Here is a 20,245-nt window from a genome sequence, read left to right as displayed (position 1 = left end):
TATAATACAAACTTTTAAAAAGGAAGTCAATAAGATATTGAAAGAAATATGTCGTAAACCTCCCTTCCGCCTTCGTCAATTTTTTCCATGCTTCGCTTTCGGCAGAAAGCTGTCATTCCAGCGGTTTGTTTACTTTTTTTGTCAGATTATAAATGGACTCCGGAAGTTTCAATCTTAAATCATGTTATCTATCCCCATATATAGTGGAAAACCGTCGAACGAAAAGCCGGGGCTTGTCCGCTATTTTGACAAACTTTTGGAACAGATGAATTTATAATTGTCAGCAACGATAAAAAAATGGGGAGTGTAGTTTAATGGAAAAGGTAGAAAGGAATGTAATGGAGCCGATCGGGGAAGTTCCCTTCAACAAACCGAAACTGGATATTGCCAAAGGCTTAAAAAAACTCCAATCAGGGCTGGAGAATTTCTTTCTGAAAAAAGGCTATGTTCTGCTGATCATTGGCTTTTTGCTTGGAAGAGCCTTGATATTGGCGAAGCTTACCCCATTCAGCCTTCCGTTTTTTGCAGCGGTTTATTTCATACGAAGGGATAAGGCGCCGCTTGCATTAGTGGGACTGATCGCAGGAGCTGCCACATTATCCATATCCGATGCTGTATCCGCTTTTGGCATCACCTTCATCTTTTTATTTGCCTTCCGGGTCTCAAAGAAATGGCTGACTAATGAAATCCGGGCACTGCCTTTTTATGTATTTTTCACTCTTTTAACAGGCAAGCTCCTGGAGGCTTTCATTATGAAGGGCAAGCTGACTTTATACGATGGCATGATGGCCGGGGTTGAGTCTAGCCTGGGCTTCATCCTGACACTTATTTTTCTGCAGGGACTGCCCCTGCTATCAATAAATAAGCGCAGACAATCACTGAAAACCGAAGAAATTGTCTGTCTGATCATTATGCTGGCTTCAGTCATGACGGGAACCATCGGCTGGACAGTCTATGATCTTTCCGTGGAGCATATTATGTCACGCTATCTTGTCCTGCTCTTCGCATTTGTAGCAGGAGCGACAGTCGGTTCCACAGTAGGGGTGGTAACCGGCCTGATTTTCTCTCTTGCGAATATATCAAGCTTTTATCATATGAGTCTGCTTGCTTTTGCGGGCCTTTTAGGCGGCCTTTTAAAAGAAGGCAGGAAGTTGGGAGTGGCGTTCGGCCTGCTGATTGCGACACTGCTTATGGGCATGTATGGAGAGGGCAGCGGAAACCTTATGAAAACTTTGTCAGAAACAGGTGCAGCCATCTTCTTATTTTTATTAACCCCGCAGGTGTTAACGATGAAATTGGCCAAACACATCCCGGGAACGCCTGAATATGCGGCAGAGCAGCAGCAATATATGAGAAAAATGCGTGATGTGACAGCACAGCGCGTTGCCCAGTTTTCAAGTGTCTTTCAGGCCCTTTCCAAAAGCTTTTCCTCTCATGATGAGCCGTCTCAATGGGAAGAGGACAGTGACAGGGAAGTGGATTATTTCTTAAGCAATGTAACGGAAAAAACCTGTCAGACCTGCTTTAAGAAGGATCACTGCTGGTCAAAGAACTTTAATACAACCTATGACTATATGATGGATATTATGCATGATGTGGACAATAACGAAGGTGCCCTTTCTCCTAAACTGGCAAGAGAGTGGGAAAAGTACTGCACAAGATCGAAAAAAGTGACAGAAGCCGTCCAGCAGGAGCTGACTTATTATAAAGCGAACCAAAAGCTGAAGAAGCAGGTTCAGGAAAGCAGAAGGCTGGTAGCTGACCAGCTGCGGGGTGTTTCGGAGGTAATGGGTGACTTCGCCAAAGAAATACAGAGAGAGCGGGAAAATCATCATAAACAGGAAGAACAAATCCTCGAAGCACTTCAGGAGTTTGGCATCCATATTGAACAGGTGGAAATCTACAGTCTGGAGCAGGGAAATGTCGACATTGATATGACCATCCCATATTGCCAGGGCCATGGGGAATGTGAGAAGCTCATTGCACCGATGCTATCTGATATATTAGGCGAAACGATATTAGTAAATTCAGAGGAATGTGCCGCCTTTCCGAATGGATACTGCCATGTCACATTCCGGTCAGCCAAGGCTTTCGTGGTTGAAACAGGCGTTGCCCATGCGGCCAAGGACGGGGGCTTAGTGTCCGGTGACAGCTATTCCACCATCGAGCTGGGCTGCGGCAAGTATGCGATTGCCATCAGTGATGGAATGGGCAATGGGGAAAGGGCTCATGCGGAAAGTCAGGAAACACTTCAGCTTCTGCAGAAAATTCTTCAATCAGGAATAGAAGAGCAGGTTGCCATTAAATCCGTCAACTCCGTCCTTTCTTTGAGAACTACAGACGAAATTTTCTCGACCTTGGATTTGGCCATGATCGATCTGCAGAATGCTGACGCAAAATTTTTGAAAATTGGATCAACTCCGAGTTTCGTAAAAAGAGGCCCTAAAGTAATGAAGATTCAGGCCAGCAACCTTCCGATGGGCATCATTCAGGAATTTGATGTTGATGTGGTCAGTGAGCAGCTTAAAGCCGGTGACTTATTGATCATGATGAGTGATGGAGTATTTGAGGGTCCAAAGCATGTCGAAAACTTTGATTTGTGGATGAAGCGCAAAATATCCGAGTTGAGGACGGACGATCCGCAGGAAGTTGCCGATCTGATTATGGAAGAGGTCATCAGGTCAAGGTCCGGAAATATTGAGGATGATATGACTGTGGTGGTCTCAAAGGTGAAGCATAATACACCGAAATGGACAAGCATCCCTGTACACGCCATCCGCCAAAAGGCCAACTGATTAATTTGCTCATCGAGTAGTATTTATATGTATAATTCCCCTCCAATCAGTCGAAAATGCTAACAACTCAATTGTGGAGGGGAGTTTCAAAATGAAAACAGGAACACTGAAGCAGATTTTATTGATAACGGATGGCTGTTCAAATCAGGGTGAAGATCCCATTGCTATGGCGGCTTTAGCCAAGGAGCAGGGAATAACGGTGAATGTAATCGGAGTCATGGAGCAGGATGTCATTGATGAACAGGGAATGAATGAAATAGAAGGTATTGCAATGTCAGGAGGAGGAGTCAGTCAGGTAGTCTACTCTCAGCAGCTATCACAGACTGTACAGATGGTGACAAGAAAAGCTATGACACAGACTCTGCAGGGAGTGGTGAACAAAGAGCTCCAGCAGATCCTCGGCGGCCCCAAAACAATGGATGATCTCCCGCCGGATCAGCGCGGCGAAGTGATGGAGGTCGTGGATGAATTGGGTGAGACCGTCGAGCTTGAAGTGCTGGTCCTCGTTGATACCAGTGCAAGCATGAAGCATAAGCTTCCGACTGTTAAGGAAGCCTTGCTGGACCTGTCCTTAAGCCTCAATGCCCGCTCTGGTGATAACCGTTTTTCCGTATTTGTATTTCCCGGGAAAAAGAAAGATGTCGAAAAACTGCTTGATTGGACACCGAATCTTGAATCGCTGACCAGCATATTCTCGAAATTGACAACAGGCGGGATTACACCAACAGGCCCGGCCATTCAAGAGGCATTAAATCATTTCAAGAAAAAACGTTCATTAAGGAGTCTGCTTTCCCGTGATGATGAATCATTCTTTGAAGAGTCAGTGTAAAGTAAACCCTGGTACTGTGATTGAAGGAAAATGGCACCGCAGCCGATATACCATTGTAAAGGAATTGGGCTATGGTGCTAATGGGATTGTTTATCTCGCCAAAAACCAAAATCAGCAGGTTGCTTTGAAAATGAGTGATAACGGGATGTCCATCACGTCCGAAGTGAACGTCCTTAAATCCTTTGCAAAGGTCCAAGGCTCTGCCCTCGGGCCTTCTTTGCTTGATGTCGATGATTGGGAACGAAGGAGCGGCAAGGTTTCATTCTATGTAATGGAATATATTCAGGGGCCTGATCTGCTGACATTCATTCAGCAGAAGGGGCCATCCTGGACCAGTGTTTTATTGGTACAGCTTCTGAACGATCTGGATGCGCTGCATAAAGCAGGATGGGTGTTTGGTGATTTAAAGCCGGATAATCTAATCGTAACAGGTCCTCCCTCGAGAATACGCACCATTGATGTGGGCGGCACTACCATTCAGGGCAGGGCAATAAAAGAATTTACCGAGTTCTATGATCGCGGTTATTGGGGTTTGGGGACCAGAAAGGCTGACCCTGCTTATGATCTCTTTGCTGCAGCCATGATTTTAATCAATACGGCATACCCAAAAAGGTTTGCCAAGACAACGGGTGACCTTAAACAGCTCAAAATGATGGTCCGCCAAAAGAAAGAGCTGCTGAAATACGAAGATGTTATTCTGAATGCACTGCAGGGCGGGTATAGCTCAGCAGGTGAAATGAGAAATGATATGCTCCAGCTCACTCGTGCAAATCCGGTGCAAAGAAGTACGGTAAGCAGGAATCCTGGAAAAACAGCCAGCCAGCAGCCAGCCAGCAGGCAAATGCGCAGGCAGAAAAGTAAAAAAGGGAGCTTCTTTGAAACTCTGCTTATTACTCTTATTGTCACCCTGCTATATTTCTTATATATTTATGGGCAGCTGATGTGAATTTCAAAGAAATGAAACTTTCTTTCCTGTGACCCGTATTATAATCTTAATCCCTTTTGATATTTTTCCTTAAAAAGTGATATGCTTTTCTATAGGAAGGATTATGCTGCCCTTTGCAGGGGTAATAGTAAATATATCTAAATAGGATAAGGAAGAAGCCTATGCTCGAAGAGAAAGTGAGTGCTTTCCTTAAGAAAAAGGGATTGAATTTAAAAGGTAAGAAAATAGTAATTGGTGTATCAGGCGGGCCGGATTCCATCGCCCTGCTCCATTATTTTTGGAGCCGGCAGCAGCATCAGCAGACAGAACTGATTGCCGCACATGTCGATCATATGTTCAGAGGTGAAGAATCCCTTCAGGACGCCATGTTTGTGAAAGATTACTGCAGAGACAAAGCCATTCCATTTGAAATGGAAAGAGTGAATGTGCCTGAGTATATGGAGAAGTCCGGGAAGAGTTCACAGACAGCTGCCAGGGATTGCCGCTACAGCTTTTACCGAAGAACAGCCGATAAATATGGGGCAGATTATATTGCTCTTGGGCATCATGGAGATGATCAGGTTGAAACCATCTTAATGCGCCTTACAAGAGGAAGCACAGGCAGCGCCAGAGCCGGAATTCCCTTTACGCGTCCGTTCGGCGATTATACGATTATCCGTCCGTTCCTGTGCTTGAACAGAGCTGAAATCGAACACTATTGTCTGAAGGAGTCTCTTAACCCAAGGCGGGATCCAAGCAATGAAAAAGGCATATACAGCCGCAACCGCTTCAGGGCAGAAGTGCTCCCATTCCTGAGAAAAGAAAATCCTCAGGTGCATGAGCATTTTCAAAAATTCAGTGAAGATTTGCAAAGTGATGAAGCATATCTGCAGGAATTAACCGTCCATAAAATGAATACAGTAATGAAAAAGAATGCCAATGGGGAAATTAGTGTGGATATTGATGCTTTTGAGGCAATGCCAATGCCTTTACAAAGGAGAGGGATTCAACTAATATTAAACTATCTTTATAAGGAAAGGCCAGCATCGTTATCGGCTTCTCATATAGAGAGTGTTTTTTCCTTAATGAAAAGTCCTCATCCATCGGGAAATTTAGATTTTCCAGGCGGTTTACATATTGTACGCTCCTACCGGCAATGCCACTTTTTATTCCCGAAGGAACCTGTACAATCCTATCGATATGAAATCTTCAAACCTGCAAGCATAAAACTCCCAAACGGCGGATCGATTATTCTTGAATATGCTGACTGTCCTGATGGAAATCTAAACAATGAAACCCTTGTATTAGACAGGGACGGTGTTTCTTTTCCAATCATTATCAGGACAAGAGAAAAGGGAGACCGTATGACGCTTAAAGGGATGCAGGGGTCCCGAAAGATTAAGGATATTTTCATCGATCATAAAATACCGCTGCATGATCGGAAAACCTGGCCAATCGTGACAGATGCACAGGGCAGGATCCTATGGGTGCCAGGTTTGAAGAAGTCGCATGATGATAGGCAGCAGCAATCCTGCTCAAGTTATATTATTTTACAATACATAAAGCAATGATCTTCTAGGGGGCACAAAAAATGATGAAGAATGATATTGAAAAAGTACTGATTTCGGAAGAGGAGCTGCAGGATAAGATTAAATCCCTTGCTGCTGAACTTACGGAAGAATACCAGGATCGATTTCCGCTTGCCATTGGGGTTTTAAAAGGGGCAATGCCTTTCATGAGCGACCTTTTAAAGCGTGTGGATACATATCTTGAGATGGACTTCATGGATGTATCAAGCTATGGGAATTCAATGGTATCTTCAGGAGAAGTCAAAATTCTGAAAGACCTTGATACTTCTGTGGAAGGCAGAGATATTCTGATCATCGAAGATATCATCGACAGCGGCTTGACACTCAGCTACCTGGTTGAGCTGTTCCGCTACAGAAAAGCGAAAAGCATTAAGATTGTAACACTGCTTGACAAGCCAACAGGAAGAAAGGCTGATATCAAAGCGGATTATGTAGGGTTTATTGTTCCTGATGCGTTCGTAGTCGGATATGGCCTGGACTATGCGGAGAAGTACCGCAATCTTCCTTATATTGGAGTGCTGAAGCCGGAAGTATACAGCAATAACGATTAAGGAAATCCTAAGCATGATCTTGGATTAAAGCCCTTTACTGAAACAAGAATCACCCGGTTTTAAGAAGTCTAATTCCTTGTATTGGCATGATTTTCTATGATACTATACACTATAGTTTGTTTACCGTGGGAGGAGGTAAGGGATGAATCGGATCTTCCGGAATACCATCTTTTATTTATTAATATTTTTAGTCATTATTGGAGTTGTCAGCTTCTTTAATGGCAACAATGAACCAACGGAGCACATCTCTTATAATAAATTTGTTGATCATTTGGAAAGCGGCGATGTTACGTCCATTTCCCTTCAGCCTGAGAGAGGTGTTTTTGAAGTACGGGGTAAGCTTAAGGGATATGAGGAAGGCAAATTCTTCCTGACTTATATCATGAACAATGATAATATCCTTGACCGTGTGGACCAATTAGCCCAGACATCAGATGTTGATGTTATGCCGGCTAAGGAAACAAGCGGCTGGGTTACATTCTTTACGTCAATCATTCCTTTCATCATCATCTTCATTCTATTCTTCTTCCTGCTGAATCAGGCGCAGGGCGGAGGCAGCCGAGTGATGAACTTTGGCAAAAGCAAAGCCAAGCTGTATGATGAAAGCAAAAAGAAAGTGCGCTTTAAAGATGTTGCAGGCGCCGATGAAGAAAAGCAGGAGCTTGTTGAGGTCGTTGAATTCCTTAAAGACCCGCGCAAGTTTGCTGAATTAGGAGCGAGAATTCCTAAAGGGGTTCTTCTTGTAGGACCTCCGGGAACAGGTAAAACCTTGCTTGCACGGGCAGCTGCCGGTGAAGCGGGCGTTCCGTTCTTCTCTATAAGCGGTTCTGATTTCGTTGAAATGTTCGTTGGTGTGGGTGCTTCCCGTGTCCGCGACTTATTCGAAAATGCGAAAAAGAATGCGCCATGTATTATTTTCATCGATGAAATTGATGCTGTAGGGCGTCAGCGTGGTGCCGGCCTTGGCGGCGGACATGATGAACGCGAGCAGACCCTAAATCAGCTTCTTGTTGAAATGGATGGATTTGGAGCAAATGAAGGAATTATCATCATTGCTGCCACAAACCGACCTGATATTCTTGACCCGGCATTATTGCGTCCGGGACGTTTTGACAGACAGATTACAGTTGACCGCCCGGATGTCAAAGGCCGTGAAGCAGTGCTTAAAGTACATGCCCGCAACAAGCCTTTAGATGAGTCGGTTAACTTAAAGAGCATTGCAATGCGCACTCCTGGATTTTCAGGTGCAGACCTTGAAAATCTATTGAATGAAGCAGCGCTTGTGGCTGCCCGCCGCAATAAGAAAAAAGTCGATATGGAAGATATCGATGAAGCAACAGACCGCGTTATTGCTGGACCAGCCAAGAAGAGCCGTGTTATTTCCCAAAAGGAAAGAAACATTGTTGCCTTCCATGAAGCAGGTCATACAGTCATCGGTTTGGTGCTTGATGAAGCAGAGATGGTTCATAAGGTTACAATCGTGCCTCGCGGCCAGGCCGGCGGATATGCGGTTATGCTTCCAAAAGAAGACCGCTACTTCCAGACGAAGCCTGAGCTTCTCGACAAAATTGTCGGATTGCTTGGCGGACGTGTGGCTGAAGAAATCGTCTTCGGTGAAGTAAGCACAGGTGCCCATAATGACTTCCAGCGTGCGACAGGCATTGCCCGCCGCATGGTAACCGAATTTGGAATGAGCGACAAGCTAGGACCATTACAGTTCGGTCAGTCTCAGGGCGGCCAGGTATTCCTTGGACGTGACTTCCATAATGAGCAGAACTATTCAGATGCAATCGCATATGAAATCGATCTTGAGATCCAGCGCATAATCAAGGAATCTTATGAAAGAGCAAGAAAGCTCTTAACAGAAAACCGTGATAAGCTGAATCTGATTGCAAATACCTTGCTTGAAGTTGAAACGCTTGATGCAGAACAAATCAAGCACTTATCAGACCATGGCAGACTGCCTGACCGTTCAGCGACTTCCATTTCAACAGATGAAGATGTGAAAGTAAACATTAGCATCAAGAAAGACGATCCTGCTGAAACAGGCGAAATCACTGAAACAAGGGAAGGCTCAAGTCCAGCTGAAGCGGATGTGCCACCTGCCATCGACGAAGAACGCAAAGACAGATAATCATCGAAAAGCGCCTCCAGGGGCGCTTTTTTTTGCCGCAAAATATCAATTCCCAGGCTGCCCGGAATTTTCGATTACACGAATCAACAGCAGTTGTGATATGATGTTTTCAGTGAAAAAAAGCGTTTTAAATAATCATAAAGTGGTGAGAATGTTGATCTTTGTTTTCGACGTAGGGAATACGAATATCGTTCTGGGTGTCTATGACCAAGATGAATTAAAGCATCATTGGCGAATTGAAACCAACCGGAATAAAACAGAAGATGAATACGGGATGATTGTGAAGTCTCTGTTTGAGAATGTAAATCTTTCCTTTTCAGATATAGATGGCATTATCATTTCCTCTGTAGTGCCGCCAATCATGTTTTCGCTTGAAAGAATGTGCCAGAAATACTTCCGTGTAAAGCCCCTTGTGGTGGGGCCTGGAATCAAAACAGGCTTAAACATCAAGTATGAGAACCCCAGAGAAGTAGGGGCAGACCGCATTGTCAATGCTATAGCGGCCATTCATGAATATGGAAGCCCGTTAGTTATTGTCGATTTTGGAACAGCCACTACCTATTGCTATATCAATGAAAATAAGCAGTATATGGGCGGAGCCATTGCCCCGGGAATCGGGATTTCGACAGAGGCTCTTTATTCCCGTGCAGCGAAGCTTCCAAGAATAGAAATTGCCCGTCCTGACCATATTGTCGGAAAAAATACCGTATCTGCCATGCAGGCTGGAATTCTATATGGTTACGTCGGCCAGGTTGAAGGAATTGTCAAAAGAATGAAAGATCAGGCTGACGAACAACCGACTGTCATTGCTACAGGCGGCCTTGCAGGGCTCATCGCACAGGAGTCGGATATTATCGATGTTGTGGATCCTTTTTTAACTTTAAAGGGTCTGCAGATTATTTATAAACGAAATATGGAAAACATAAAAAAATAGTACTTTTTGAAATTCGAAAATTGTCTTGCGCAAGCGTCTACCCCCTCGAGGTATCGGGGGTGGGCAAGGCGCTTGCGCTTTTCGTGGAAAGGAGCAAAAAATGAGCGATTATTTAATTAAAGCACTTGCATATGATGGACAAGTCCGTGCCTATGCATCCCGTACCACCGAAACAGTTGGAGAGGGCCAGCGCAGACATTATACATGGCCAACCGCATCAGCTGCTTTGGGAAGAGCCATGACGGCAGGCGTGATGATGGGTGCCATGCTGAAAGGCGATAACAAGCTGACCATAAAAATTGAAGGCGGCGGTCCGATTGGCGCCATCCTGGTAGACAGCAATGCAAATGGAGAGGTGCGCGGATATGTAACAAATCCGCAGACGCACTTCGATCTGAATGAGCAGGGCAAGCTTGACGTGCGCCGTGCGGTCGGCACTGAAGGGACCCTGACTGTCGTGAAGGACATCGGAATGAGGGAACACTTCACAGGACAGGTCCCGCTGATTTCCGGAGAACTTGGGGAAGACTTAACTTATTACTTTGTTACTTCTGAACAGGTGCCTTCTTCAGTTGGGGTGGGTGTTCTCGTTAACCCTGACAACTCCATTCTTGCTGCAGGGGGATTCATTCTGCAGCTCATGCCGGGAACAGGTGAAGAGACGATTACTTTAATTGAGAACAGACTGAAAGAAATTCCGCCTGTATCGAAATTGATCCAGCAGGGCTTAACGCCTGAAGAGCTATTGGAAACAATTCTTGGCAAGGACAATGTAAAGTTTCTTGAAAAGCTTCCTGTGTCCTTTACCTGCACATGTTCAAAAGAGCGTTTTGCGAATGCGATCATCAGTCTCGGAGAAGAAGAAATCCAGCAGATGATCGATGAAGATGGCCAGGCTGAAGCTGCCTGCCACTTCTGCAACGAGAAATATCATTATACAAAAGAAGAACTGGAAGAATTAAAGACCGAAGTAAATTGAAAAGATAAGCGTTTGCCGGTCTCCTAGGTTCGCCTGAGGCCGGGGCATGCGCTTTTGTTTTTTGAACTTGGAGAAATGTCCAGCTTCAGTGCCTGCCCTTCGAGGCATTGGGAGGGTAAGGTGCTTGCGCTTTTCTTAGGGGGAGGAGCACTTGGAAAAGAGACTGCTTTTAATAATCATTGCCGGTTTAGTACTGCTGAATCTTATCACATTGGCCTTTTTGCTTTTTAAAGGCGATGGCAGCGGGGAAGCAGTCGCAAAAATCGGCGGAGAAAAGATCACCCGCCAGGAATGGCTGAGTGAGATGGAAACAAAGTACGGAAAAAGCACCTTAAGCGAACTAATTGATCAAAAGGTCATTGAAGAAGCCGGGAAAAAATACGGGGTCAAGATCTCTGATAAGGCAGTAGAGCTTGAGCTGAAAATGGTCAAGACGATGTACGGCGGCAATTTCACTGATGAGATGAGTGAAGACAAATGGCGCAGGCAAATAAAGAACAATCTTATTCTTGAAGAGCTGCTGACGGCAGATGTCTCTGTCTCAGAAGAGGAAATGAAGAGCTACTATAATGAGAACAGCAGCCAATTTCATGTACCTGATACCTATCACATCTCTCAAATCATTGTGAAAACAAAAGAAGAAGCAGAACAGACATTGAAGGAGCTGAAAGAAGGCTCCAGCTTCTCTGTGCTGGCGATGGAACGATCGATTGATGAATTCACTGCTAACCAGGGGGGGAATGCAGGGTATGTCAGTGAAGATGATGAACATATACCGGCTGAAGTCTTTAAACAGGTCAAAAAACTTAAGCCCGGCAAATGGACCAAGCCGATTAAAACAGAAGATGGCTATGCGATTGTCATGCTTCACGAGCATTTAAAGGGAGAAAAGTATTCCTTTAAAGAGGTAAAGAACATGATTCGCCGCCAGATTGCTCTTGAGCAGATGGATGTTCCTGTCTCTGCCAAACCATTCTGGAAAGAGACCGATGTGGAATGGTACTATGGTGAGCAATAAATAAAAAAACGCGGAGTGAATTCCGTGTTTTTTTCTGCATAAAATGAGTATCATGAATAGAGATGGGTAATTGTCTATAATGACAAAAGTATGAATTTTCTTTTAAATACGGAGCAATTTCGTTGACATTCCCATTGGAAGTTGGTAAATTTATATTAAACCAATAAAAATAGTCGGAAATAAGGAGTGGGGAAAATGGTACGTGTAGCAAATTCAATTGCAGATCTTGTTGGGCATACACCAATTGTGAAACTAAACCGTTTAGTTGATGATAATAGCGCAGATGTTTATCTGAAATTGGAATACATGAATCCGGGGAGCAGCGTTAAAGACCGTATTGCCTTGGCAATGATCACCGCAGCAGAGAATGATGGCAGTCTTAAGCCAGGTGATACCATCATTGAACCGACAAGCGGAAATACAGGAATCGGATTAGCCATGATTGCCGCAGCAAAAGGCTATAAAGCCGTTCTTGTAATGCCGGAGACAATGAGTATGGAGCGCCGCAACCTGCTTCGTGCATACGGTGCTGACCTTGTCCTCACACCTGGACCGGAAGGAATGGGCGGTGCAATCCGCAAAGCGCAGGAGCTTGCAAAGGAGAATGGCTATTTCGTGCCTCAGCAGTTTGAAAACCCTGCGAACCCTGAAATTCACCGTTTAACAACAGGACCTGAAATCACAGAGCAAATGGGCGACCAGCTGGATGCTTTTATTTCTGGAATTGGAACAGGCGGAACAATTTCAGGAGCCGGCCAGGTACTTAAAGAAAAATATAAAGACATCAAAATTTACGCAGTAGAGCCAACTGATTCACCTGTCTTATCAGGCGGAAAGCCTGGCCCGCATAAAATCCAGGGAATTGGAGCGGGATTTGTGCCGGATACACTTGATACGAAGATTTATGATGAAGTGATCCAGATTTCGAACGATGAGGCATTTGAATATGCCCGCCGCGCGGCCAAGGAAGAAGGAATTCTTGGCGGGATTTCCTCCGGTGCGGCGATCAGTGCGGCTCTGAAGGTGGCAAAAGAGCTTGGCAAGGGCAAGAAGGTTCTGGCCATTCTCCCAAGTAACGGCGAACGTTATTTAAGTACTCCTTTATACCAATTTGATGCTGAATAATTGATAGAACAGCGGTCTTCGATGGCCGCTGTTTTTTGTTGTATCGGGAACGGCAAAAATTGGTGAGTATACGCTTCAGCTTTTGTTAATAAAAATTATGAAAGCGTGCCCTGTATCATGTATGATGAAAAATGAGAACTATATAGGGGTGACTTTCAATGAAGCATCTACAGATCCACGCAAAGAAAATACCATATACATATAACCATTTTTTCCGTACATACCGCTCGCTGTCCGAGGGATTGCCGCATCATGTTTTGCTGGAAAGCGGACGGGGCGGCAGATACAGTATTGCAGCTCTTGAGCCGGATGCCATTTTAACAGGCAAAAATTCAAAACTTGAAATTGCTGCAGACGGCGAAAAACAGGTGCTTGAAGGCAACCCCCTTCACCTGATGCAGGAATGGCTGAACCAATATAAAGCAGATAAGCTTGAAGAACTTCCTGACTTTCAGGGAGGTGCAATTGGGTTCATCAGCTATGATTATGCACGCTATATCGAAAAGCTTCCAAATGAAGCACGGGATGATCTGCAAATACCTGATATCCACTTTTACATTTATAAAGAATGCTTTGTCTTTGATCATGAAACTGAAATGCTATGGCTTATTCTCTTATATGAAAAAGGGGAGGAGCATTCCATTGAGGAACGGGCAGAGAATTGGGAGCAGAGATGGAAGAAGGATAGCGGAGAGCCTTCTGAGGCAGCGGGATGCAATGAGCCAGAACATGCACTTGGTGTATCCATGAATGAAGAAGAATTCCAGTCTGCTGTCCGGAGTGTACAGGACTATATTTCACAGGGAGATGTCTTTCAGGTGAATCTCTCGGTACGCCAAAGCCGCCCGATTCATATCCAGGCTATGGATGTATACGAGCAGCTGAGAGTGTTGAACCCTTCTCCGTACATGGGGTATTTCCACACGCCAGCCTACCAGCTTGTGAGCGCATCGCCGGAATTGCTGATTAAGAAAAAAGGAAACACCGTCAGCACGAGGCCAATTGCCGGGACAAGATCCCGTGGGAAGGATCATGAGGAGGACCTCAAGCTCGCCAATGAACTGATTGAAAATGAGAAGGAGCGTGCAGAGCATGTAATGCTGGTGGACCTGGAGAGAAATGATTTGGGAAGAGTCTCCAAATATGGGACTGTTGAAGTGGATGAGTTCATGGTCATTGAAAAATACTCTCATGTGATGCATATCGTTTCCAATGTAAAGGGAGAGCTTGCTGACGGCAAGAATGCAGTTGATATTATTGATGCTGTATTTCCCGGGGGAACGATCACAGGTGCTCCTAAGGTGAGGAGCATGGAGATCATTGAAGAGCTTGAACCGGTCACAAGGGGACCATACACCGGCTCTCTTGGCTGGATCAATTTCAGCGGCGACCTGGAACTGAATATAATTATCCGCACCATGCTTGTTAAAGATGGACAGGCTCATGTGCAGGCAGGGGCAGGCATTGTCATAGACTCCAATCCGAAAAATGAATACAAAGAGTCGCTGAAGAAGGCGATTGCTCTATGGAAAGCAAAAGAACTCGCAGAACAGGCAAAAGGGGATCAGCTATGATTTATATGATCGATAATTACGATTCTTTTACGTATAATCTCGTGCAGTATCTCGGTGAATTAGGAGAAGAGCTGGTTGTCAAAAGAAACGATGAAACATCGATTCATGAAATAGGCAGTAGGCAGCCGAAGTTCCTGATGATCTCGCCGGGGCCGTGCAGTCCGAATGAAGCAGGCATCAGCCTGAAAGCCATTGAAGCTTTTGCAGGCAAAATCCCGGTCTTTGGCGTTTGTCTGGGACATCAGTCGATTGCTCAAGTATTCGGAGGCGATGTGGTGCAGGCAGAGCGCCTGATGCATGGAAAAACCTCTGACATTTTTCATGATGGGAAGACTATATTTAAAGACCTGCCCAATCCTTTTCCAGCTACCCGCTACCATTCGCTGATTGTTAAAAAGGAGTCACTGCCGGATTGTCTTGAGGTTTCGGCATGGACAGCCGAGGGAGAGATTATGGCCATTCGCCATAAAGACCTGCCTGTAGAGGGTGTCCAATTCCATCCGGAATCTATTATGACCACAGCCGGAAAGGAACTCCTCCAGAATTTTATTCAGCATTACAAAGCCTTACTGCAGGCAGAGGGGCTGTAAACTTTGTATATTTATATGAATGGGGAAGTTGTCAGGAAAGAGGAGGCCATGATCTCTCCTTTCGATCATGGCTTTTTATATGGAATGGGGCTGTTTGAGACGTTCCGTGTCTACAATGGGCATCCCTTTTTATTGGACGACCATCTGGAGAGGCTGAATCGAAGCCTTGAAGCCATAAACATCGAAGCCAGCTTCACCCGGGAACGAGTGCTCGCTGCCCTGGAGAAGCTGCTTGAGAGAAACGGATACGATAATGCCTATATCCGAGTGAATGTGTCAGCGGGAAACGGAGAAGTTGGTCTGCAGACAACCCCTTACACAAATCCGAATACGATTATTTTCTGCAAACCGCTTCCGTCAAGAAGCAGAAGCGCAGAAAAGCAGGCAGTGCTGCTTGAGATTCCCCGCAACACTCCTGAAGGGGCAGAACGTCTGAAGTCCCACCATTTTTTAAATAATATTCTGGCAAAAAAAGAAGCGGGGGACGATCCTGGCACGGAAGGGATCTTTTTGACCAGGGATGGCTATCTGGCAGAAGGAATCACATCAAATTTATTCTGGATTTGTGATGGCCATCTATTTACCCCGTCTCTTCATACCGGCATACTTAACGGCATTACTAGGAAATTTGTGATCAGGCTTGCCGGGAAGCTGGGGATGAATGTGCTGGAGGGCATGTACAGGCCGGAAGCTGTACGGAATGCGGATGAAGTTTTTGTCACGAATTCCATCCAGGAAATTGTGCCAATTTCATCTTTTGACGGCCATTCAATGCCAGGGATATCCGGGAAGAAAACATCGGAGCTCCAGATGCACTATGAAAAGCACTGTGAACACTTATGGAGCAGGAAAGAACTACAGGAGGATTCATAATGTCTAATACAACCATTCAGTGTGGGCCATATACGTTGGATTACGAGAAGAAAACCATTGTAATGGGAATTTTAAATGCAACGCCTGACTCTTTTTCGGATGGAGGCAAATACAGCCATCAGGATCTGGCAGTCAAGCATGCTATCGAGATGGTGGAGAACGGAGCGGATATCATCGATGTAGGAGGAGAGTCAACACGTCCGGGATTTGATCCGGTTCCTGCAGACGAAGAGCTGAAGCGTGTTCTTCCTGTGATTGAGGCAATTTCAAAAGAAGTGGATGTTCCGATTTCGATTGATACCTATAAAGCTGATGTCGCCAGGCAGGCCGTTGAAGCCGGTGCCCATATTATCAATGATGTGTGGGGAGCCAAAGCGGATCCTGAAATGGCATCAACAGCAGCAGAAACAGGAGTTCCGATCATCTTAATGCATAATCGCAAGAACATGGAATACACATCCTTTTTCCGTGATGTTATGAATGACTTATACGAAAGCATTGCGCTTGTAAAGTCTGCAGGTGTAACAGACGAGAATATTATCCTTGACCCGGGCATCGGCTTTGCCAAAGACTTGAACTATAACCTGGAAATGATGAGGGATTTGGACAAGCTGGTGGCTGTCGGGTATCCTGTGCTGCTTGGCACATCGAAGAAGCGGATGATTGGAACCATTCTGGACCTTCCGGTTGAGGAGCGGACAGAAGGAACGGGGGCAACGGTCTGCTATGGCATTCAAAAGGGCTGCCAGATGATCCGTATCCATGATGTAAAGGAAATGAGCCGAATGGCTAGAATGATGGACGCTTTAATGGGAAAAGGTGAATACGATGGATAAAATATATGTGAATAGAATGGAGTTTTATGGATACCACGGTGTTTTTCCGGAAGAAACACGCCTTGGCCAGCGCTTTGCTGTTGACCTGACTGTGGAAGCAGACCTGAAAAAGGCGGGGGAAACAGATAATCTAGATGAGTCCATTAACTATGGTGAGCTGTATACAGTGTGTAAAGAGGTTGTGGAAGGAAAGCCATATAAGCTGGTTGAAGCGGTAGCAGAAAAGCTGGCAGCAGAACTTCTTTCCCGTTTCCCGCTCATACTGCAGCTGACGGTCAAAGTGATCAAGCCGGATCCGCCGATTCCCGGCCACTATCAATCAGTAGCTGTTGAGATTACAAGAGGCAGATCATGAGGACCACTGCTTTTATTGCGCTCGGCTCGAATATCGGCAGCCGTTTTGACCACCTGAAGAAAGCAGTTGAGATGGTTGATCAGCTTCCGGAAACTGAAGTGGTAAATACTTCATCTGTTTATGAAACAGATCCGGTCGGTTATGAAGATCAGGAGCAATTTTTAAATATGGCAATCCAAATTTCTACCGGCTTAAATCCCTTTAAATTGCTGGATGCATGCCTGGATATTGAATTGAAGCTTGGGAGAAAAAGGGAAATCCATTGGGGCCCACGGACAATAGACCTTGACATTTTACTGTATAGTCACGAAAATATTGAAACAGAGAAGCTAATAGTTCCTCATCCTCGGATGCATGAAAGAGCATTTGTCCTTGTTCCTCTTTTAGAGATTGATTCCAGCATCAGGCTTCCGAAGATGGAGCGGCCCTTAATTTCAATACTGGAAGACATACCTGACAGAGAGGGAGTACGGATATGGAAGCAGAAAAATGGGGAAGACGTATTCGCGCTTTTCGAAAGCTAAAAGGATTTACGCAGGAGGGATTTGCAAAAGAGCTGGGTGTATCGGTTTCGATTTTAGGGGAAATTGAAAGAGGAAACCGCATGCCTGCACCGGCTTTAATCGAGCAAATCGCCATGGCGCTAAAAGTGACACAGGAAGAATTGGCTCCGAGACCGGAGCAAGATTAATATATATGTTTGATCAAGTATAAAGGGAGGTGCAATGATGTTTAAAATAGGTGATATCGAGCTGAAAAACCGTGTGGTACTTGCTCCGATGGCCGGAGTATGCAATTCTGCTTTCCGCCTGACTGTTAAAGAATTCGGAGCAGGGCTTGTATGTGCTGAGATGGTCAGCGACAAAGGCATTGTCTTTCAGAATGAAAGGACAATGAACATGCTTTATATTGATGAAAGAGAAAAGCCGCTAAGCCTGCAGATTTTCGGAGGCAAAAAAGAAACACTTGTAGAAGCGGCGAAATTTGTAGATCAAAATACGAATGCAGATATCATCGATATTAACATGGGCTGCCCTGTCCCTAAGATCACCAAATGTGATGCAGGTGCCAAGTGGCTTCTGGACCCAGATAAAATCTACGAAATGGTTTCTGCTGTAACAGCTGCAGTGGAAAAGCCGGTTACCGTAAAAATGCGGATGGGCTGGGATGAAGATCACATCTACGCTGTTAAAAACGCGCAGGCAGTTGAACGCGCAGGGGGAAAAGCGGTAGCCCTCCATGGCCGTACGCGCGTCCAGCTGTATGAAGGGCAAGCGAACTGGGATATTATCCGTGAAGTAAAGCAGAGCATTAACATTCCGCTGATTGGGAACGGTGATGTGGAAACACCCCAGGACGCCAAGCGCATGCTTGATGAAACAGGCTGTGACGGTGTGATGATCGGCCGGGCTGCGCTGGGAAACCCTTGGATGATTTACCGTACTGTTAAATACCTGGAGACCGGGGAATTAATGGGCGAGCCTTCTGTACGCGAGAAAATGGATGTGTGCATCCTTCATCTGGATCGCCTGATTGCATTGAAGAACGAGCATATAGCAGTCCGCGAAATGAGAAAGCATGCTGCGTGGTATCTGAAAGGAATCCGCGGGAATGCGAAGGTCCGCAATGGAATCAATGAATGCAATACAAGAGATGAATTGGTGACACTTCTTAATGCTCTTGCCATTGAAGCAGAAGAAAAAGAAAGAAGCCAAATACCGGCTGTTTAAGCTGCTTAAAGTTTGACAGGCTGACATTCTTTGCCTATAATACTTTTGATAAATGGAAACTGCCAGTGCATGAACTGGCAGTTTTTATTCTATTTAACTATTTAGGATGTCTGATTTACCATGTTTGTGTAAAATAATAGAGATATACATTTTTGAAGGATCGCAGAATTGTGCGTACATAAAAAGATTTACAAAATGGAGATGATTTCAGTGAGCCAGAGTCATGAAGAATTAAATGACCAGTTGAAAGTAAGACGCGAGAAAATGAACAGCATGCGCGAACAGGGAATGGATCCTTTCGGAAAACGTTTCGACCGTTCACACCAAAGTAATGAACTGATTGAGCATTATGGTGAGCTTGAGAAGGAAGAAATTGAAGAAAAGAACGTTTCTGTTACACTGGCAGGGCGCATCATGACCAAGCGCGGAAAAGGAAAAGCCGGATTTGCTCATATACAGGATTTATCAGGGCAAATTCAAATCTATGTCCGCAAAGACGCAGTTGGAGAAGAAAGCTACGCCGTTTTTGAGACTGCGGACCTTGGAGATATCGTTGGAATCAGCGGAAATCTCTTTAAAACAAAGGTAGGTGAACTGTCTGTTAAAGCGGAGGAATTTGTCCTTCTGACAAAATCCCTGCGTCCGCTTCCGGATAAGTTCCACGGATTAAAGGACGTTGAGCAGCGCTACCGCCAGCGTTACCTGGATCTTATTATGAGTGAGGAAAGCAAACGGACCTTCATTACAAGAAGCCGCATTATCCAATCCATGCGCCGCTACCTTGACAGCCATGGCTATCTTGAAGTTGAAACTCCTATGATGCATTCCATTGCAGGAGGAGCTTCTGCCCGCCCGTTTATTACTCACCATAATGCGTTGGATATGGAGCTTTATATGCGTATCGCGATTGAACTTCATCTGAAGCGCCTGATTGTGGGCGGCCTTGAAAAGGTCTATGAAATTGGCCGGGTATTCCGTAATGAAGGTGTATCTACACGTCACAACCCTGAATTCACTATGATTGAATTATACGAAGCGTATGCTGACTATAGAGATATCATGAGCCTTACTGAAAACCTTATTGCACATATTGCCCAAGAAGTGCTTGGTACAACTACTGTGCAATACGGCGAGTACGAAGTGGATCTAAAGCCTGAATGGAAAAGGCTTCATATGGTAGATGCCATTAAGGAATACACAGGGGTAGACTTCTGGAAAGAAACAAGCAAGGAAGAAGCCCAGCAGCTTGCCAAAGAACATGGCGTTGAAATCAAAGACAATATGGAATATGGTCATATTGTTAATGAATTCTTCGAGCAGAAGGTTGAAGAGAAATTAATTCAGCCTACATTCATCTATGGACATCCTGTTGAGATCTCGCCGCTTGCGAAGAAAAATGAGGAAGACC

At 45.1% G+C, this 20,245-nt stretch carries 19 protein-coding genes (1 of these 19 running past the window's edge); all 19 read left to right on the top strand.

All coding sequences use genetic code 11. The features are described from left to right. Positions 1–314: 314 nt before the first annotated feature. Positions 315–2,795, top strand: coding sequence for a stage II sporulation protein E (gene spoIIE, locus NSQ49_RS12380; protein WP_159869996.1), 2,481 nt, complete (start codon positions 315–317; stop codon positions 2,793–2,795). A gap of 34 nt (positions 2,796–2,829) precedes the next feature. Continuing rightward, complete coding sequence (locus tag NSQ49_RS12375; RefSeq protein ID WP_268891685.1) at positions 2,830–3,624, top strand: VWA domain-containing protein; 795 nt, start codon at positions 2,830–2,832, stop codon at positions 3,622–3,624. Then, positions 3,593–4,570 (top strand): serine/threonine protein kinase, encoded by a 978-nt coding sequence (locus NSQ49_RS12370; RefSeq protein ID WP_251284679.1) that lies wholly within the window; start codon positions 3,593–3,595, stop codon positions 4,568–4,570. Before NSQ49_RS12375 ends, NSQ49_RS12370 begins: the two co-directional genes overlap by 32 nt. Before the next feature lie 161 nt (positions 4,571–4,731). After that, entirely contained in the window at positions 4,732–6,120 is a 1,389-nt protein-coding gene (tilS, locus tag NSQ49_RS12365) for a tRNA lysidine(34) synthetase TilS (protein WP_251284663.1), read from the top strand. A 23-nt stretch (positions 6,121–6,143) separates the two neighbouring features. Continuing rightward, positions 6,144–6,689, top strand: a complete 546-nt coding sequence (hpt, locus tag NSQ49_RS12360) for a hypoxanthine phosphoribosyltransferase (protein WP_251284678.1) — start codon at positions 6,144–6,146, stop codon at positions 6,687–6,689. Positions 6,690–6,831: 142 nt separating this feature from the next. Then, a complete protein-coding gene (gene ftsH, locus NSQ49_RS12355; RefSeq protein ID WP_159870008.1) occupies positions 6,832–8,823 on the top strand; it encodes an ATP-dependent zinc metalloprotease FtsH in 1,992 nt (663 codons plus the stop codon). Between the two features lie 154 nt (positions 8,824–8,977). Next, positions 8,978–9,757: a type III pantothenate kinase gene (locus NSQ49_RS12350; RefSeq protein WP_201306604.1), complete on the top strand. Its 780-nt coding sequence runs from the start codon at positions 8,978–8,980 to the stop codon at positions 9,755–9,757. A 100-nt stretch (positions 9,758–9,857) separates the two neighbouring features. Beyond that, positions 9,858–10,736 carry an Hsp33 family molecular chaperone HslO gene (gene hslO, locus NSQ49_RS12345; RefSeq protein ID WP_251284662.1) on the top strand — a complete coding sequence of 293 codons (879 nt, stop codon included), beginning with the start codon at positions 9,858–9,860 and terminating at the stop codon, positions 10,734–10,736. 151 nt (positions 10,737–10,887) lie between these two features. After that, entirely contained in the window at positions 10,888–11,754 is an 867-nt protein-coding gene (locus tag NSQ49_RS12340) for a peptidyl-prolyl cis-trans isomerase (RefSeq protein ID WP_251284661.1), read from the top strand. A gap of 195 nt (positions 11,755–11,949) precedes the next feature. Beyond that, positions 11,950–12,879 carry a cysteine synthase A gene (gene cysK / locus NSQ49_RS12335; protein ID WP_159870017.1) on the top strand — a complete coding sequence of 310 codons (930 nt, stop codon included), beginning with the start codon at positions 11,950–11,952 and terminating at the stop codon, positions 12,877–12,879. 158 nt (positions 12,880–13,037) lie between these two features. Then, positions 13,038–14,453 carry an aminodeoxychorismate synthase, component I gene (gene pabB, locus NSQ49_RS12330; protein ID WP_251284660.1) on the top strand — a complete coding sequence of 472 codons (1,416 nt, stop codon included), beginning with the start codon at positions 13,038–13,040 and terminating at the stop codon, positions 14,451–14,453. Further along, positions 14,450–15,043 carry an aminodeoxychorismate/anthranilate synthase component II gene (pabA, locus tag NSQ49_RS12325; protein WP_159870023.1) on the top strand — a complete coding sequence of 198 codons (594 nt, stop codon included), beginning with the start codon at positions 14,450–14,452 and terminating at the stop codon, positions 15,041–15,043. The genes pabB and pabA overlap by 4 nt, the downstream gene beginning before the upstream one ends. A gap of 3 nt (positions 15,044–15,046) precedes the next feature. Then, entirely contained in the window at positions 15,047–15,916 is an 870-nt protein-coding gene (pabC, locus tag NSQ49_RS12320; RefSeq protein WP_159870026.1) for an aminodeoxychorismate lyase, read from the top strand. Further along, entirely contained in the window at positions 15,916–16,752 is an 837-nt protein-coding gene (gene folP / locus NSQ49_RS12315) for a dihydropteroate synthase (protein ID WP_159870029.1), read from the top strand. Before pabC ends, folP begins: the two co-directional genes overlap by 1 nt. Further along, the gene (folB, locus tag NSQ49_RS12310) at positions 16,745–17,107 is read left to right on the top strand and encodes a dihydroneopterin aldolase (RefSeq protein ID WP_251284659.1); all 363 of its coding nucleotides are present in this window, start codon (positions 16,745–16,747) and stop codon (positions 17,105–17,107) included. Before folP ends, folB begins: the two co-directional genes overlap by 8 nt. Continuing rightward, positions 17,104–17,631, top strand: a complete 528-nt coding sequence (gene folK / locus NSQ49_RS12305) for a 2-amino-4-hydroxy-6-hydroxymethyldihydropteridine diphosphokinase (protein ID WP_159870035.1) — start codon at positions 17,104–17,106, stop codon at positions 17,629–17,631. The genes folB and folK overlap by 4 nt, the downstream gene beginning before the upstream one ends. Further along, on the top strand, positions 17,583–17,798 hold the full coding sequence (locus NSQ49_RS12300; protein ID WP_159870038.1) for a helix-turn-helix domain-containing protein: 216 nt from the start codon (positions 17,583–17,585) through the stop codon (positions 17,796–17,798). Before folK ends, NSQ49_RS12300 begins: the two co-directional genes overlap by 49 nt. 37 nt (positions 17,799–17,835) lie before the next feature. Beyond that, complete coding sequence (gene dusB / locus NSQ49_RS12295; RefSeq protein WP_159870053.1) at positions 17,836–18,837, top strand: tRNA dihydrouridine synthase DusB; 1,002 nt, start codon at positions 17,836–17,838, stop codon at positions 18,835–18,837. 210 nt (positions 18,838–19,047) lie between these two features. Continuing rightward, positions 19,048–20,245: the 5' portion of a lysine--tRNA ligase gene (gene lysS / locus NSQ49_RS12290; protein WP_311315961.1), read on the top strand. Its footprint extends 293 nt past the window's final position; 1,198 of the gene's 1,491 nt are visible here — the first part of the coding sequence; the start codon lies at positions 19,048–19,050; its stop codon lies beyond the right edge, outside the window.

The organism is Cytobacillus sp. FSL R5-0377, assembly GCF_038004385.1.
Lineage (GTDB): Bacteria > Bacillota > Bacilli > Bacillales > Cytobacillaceae > Cytobacillus.
This window is presented reverse-complemented; position numbering and strand designations above follow the sequence as displayed.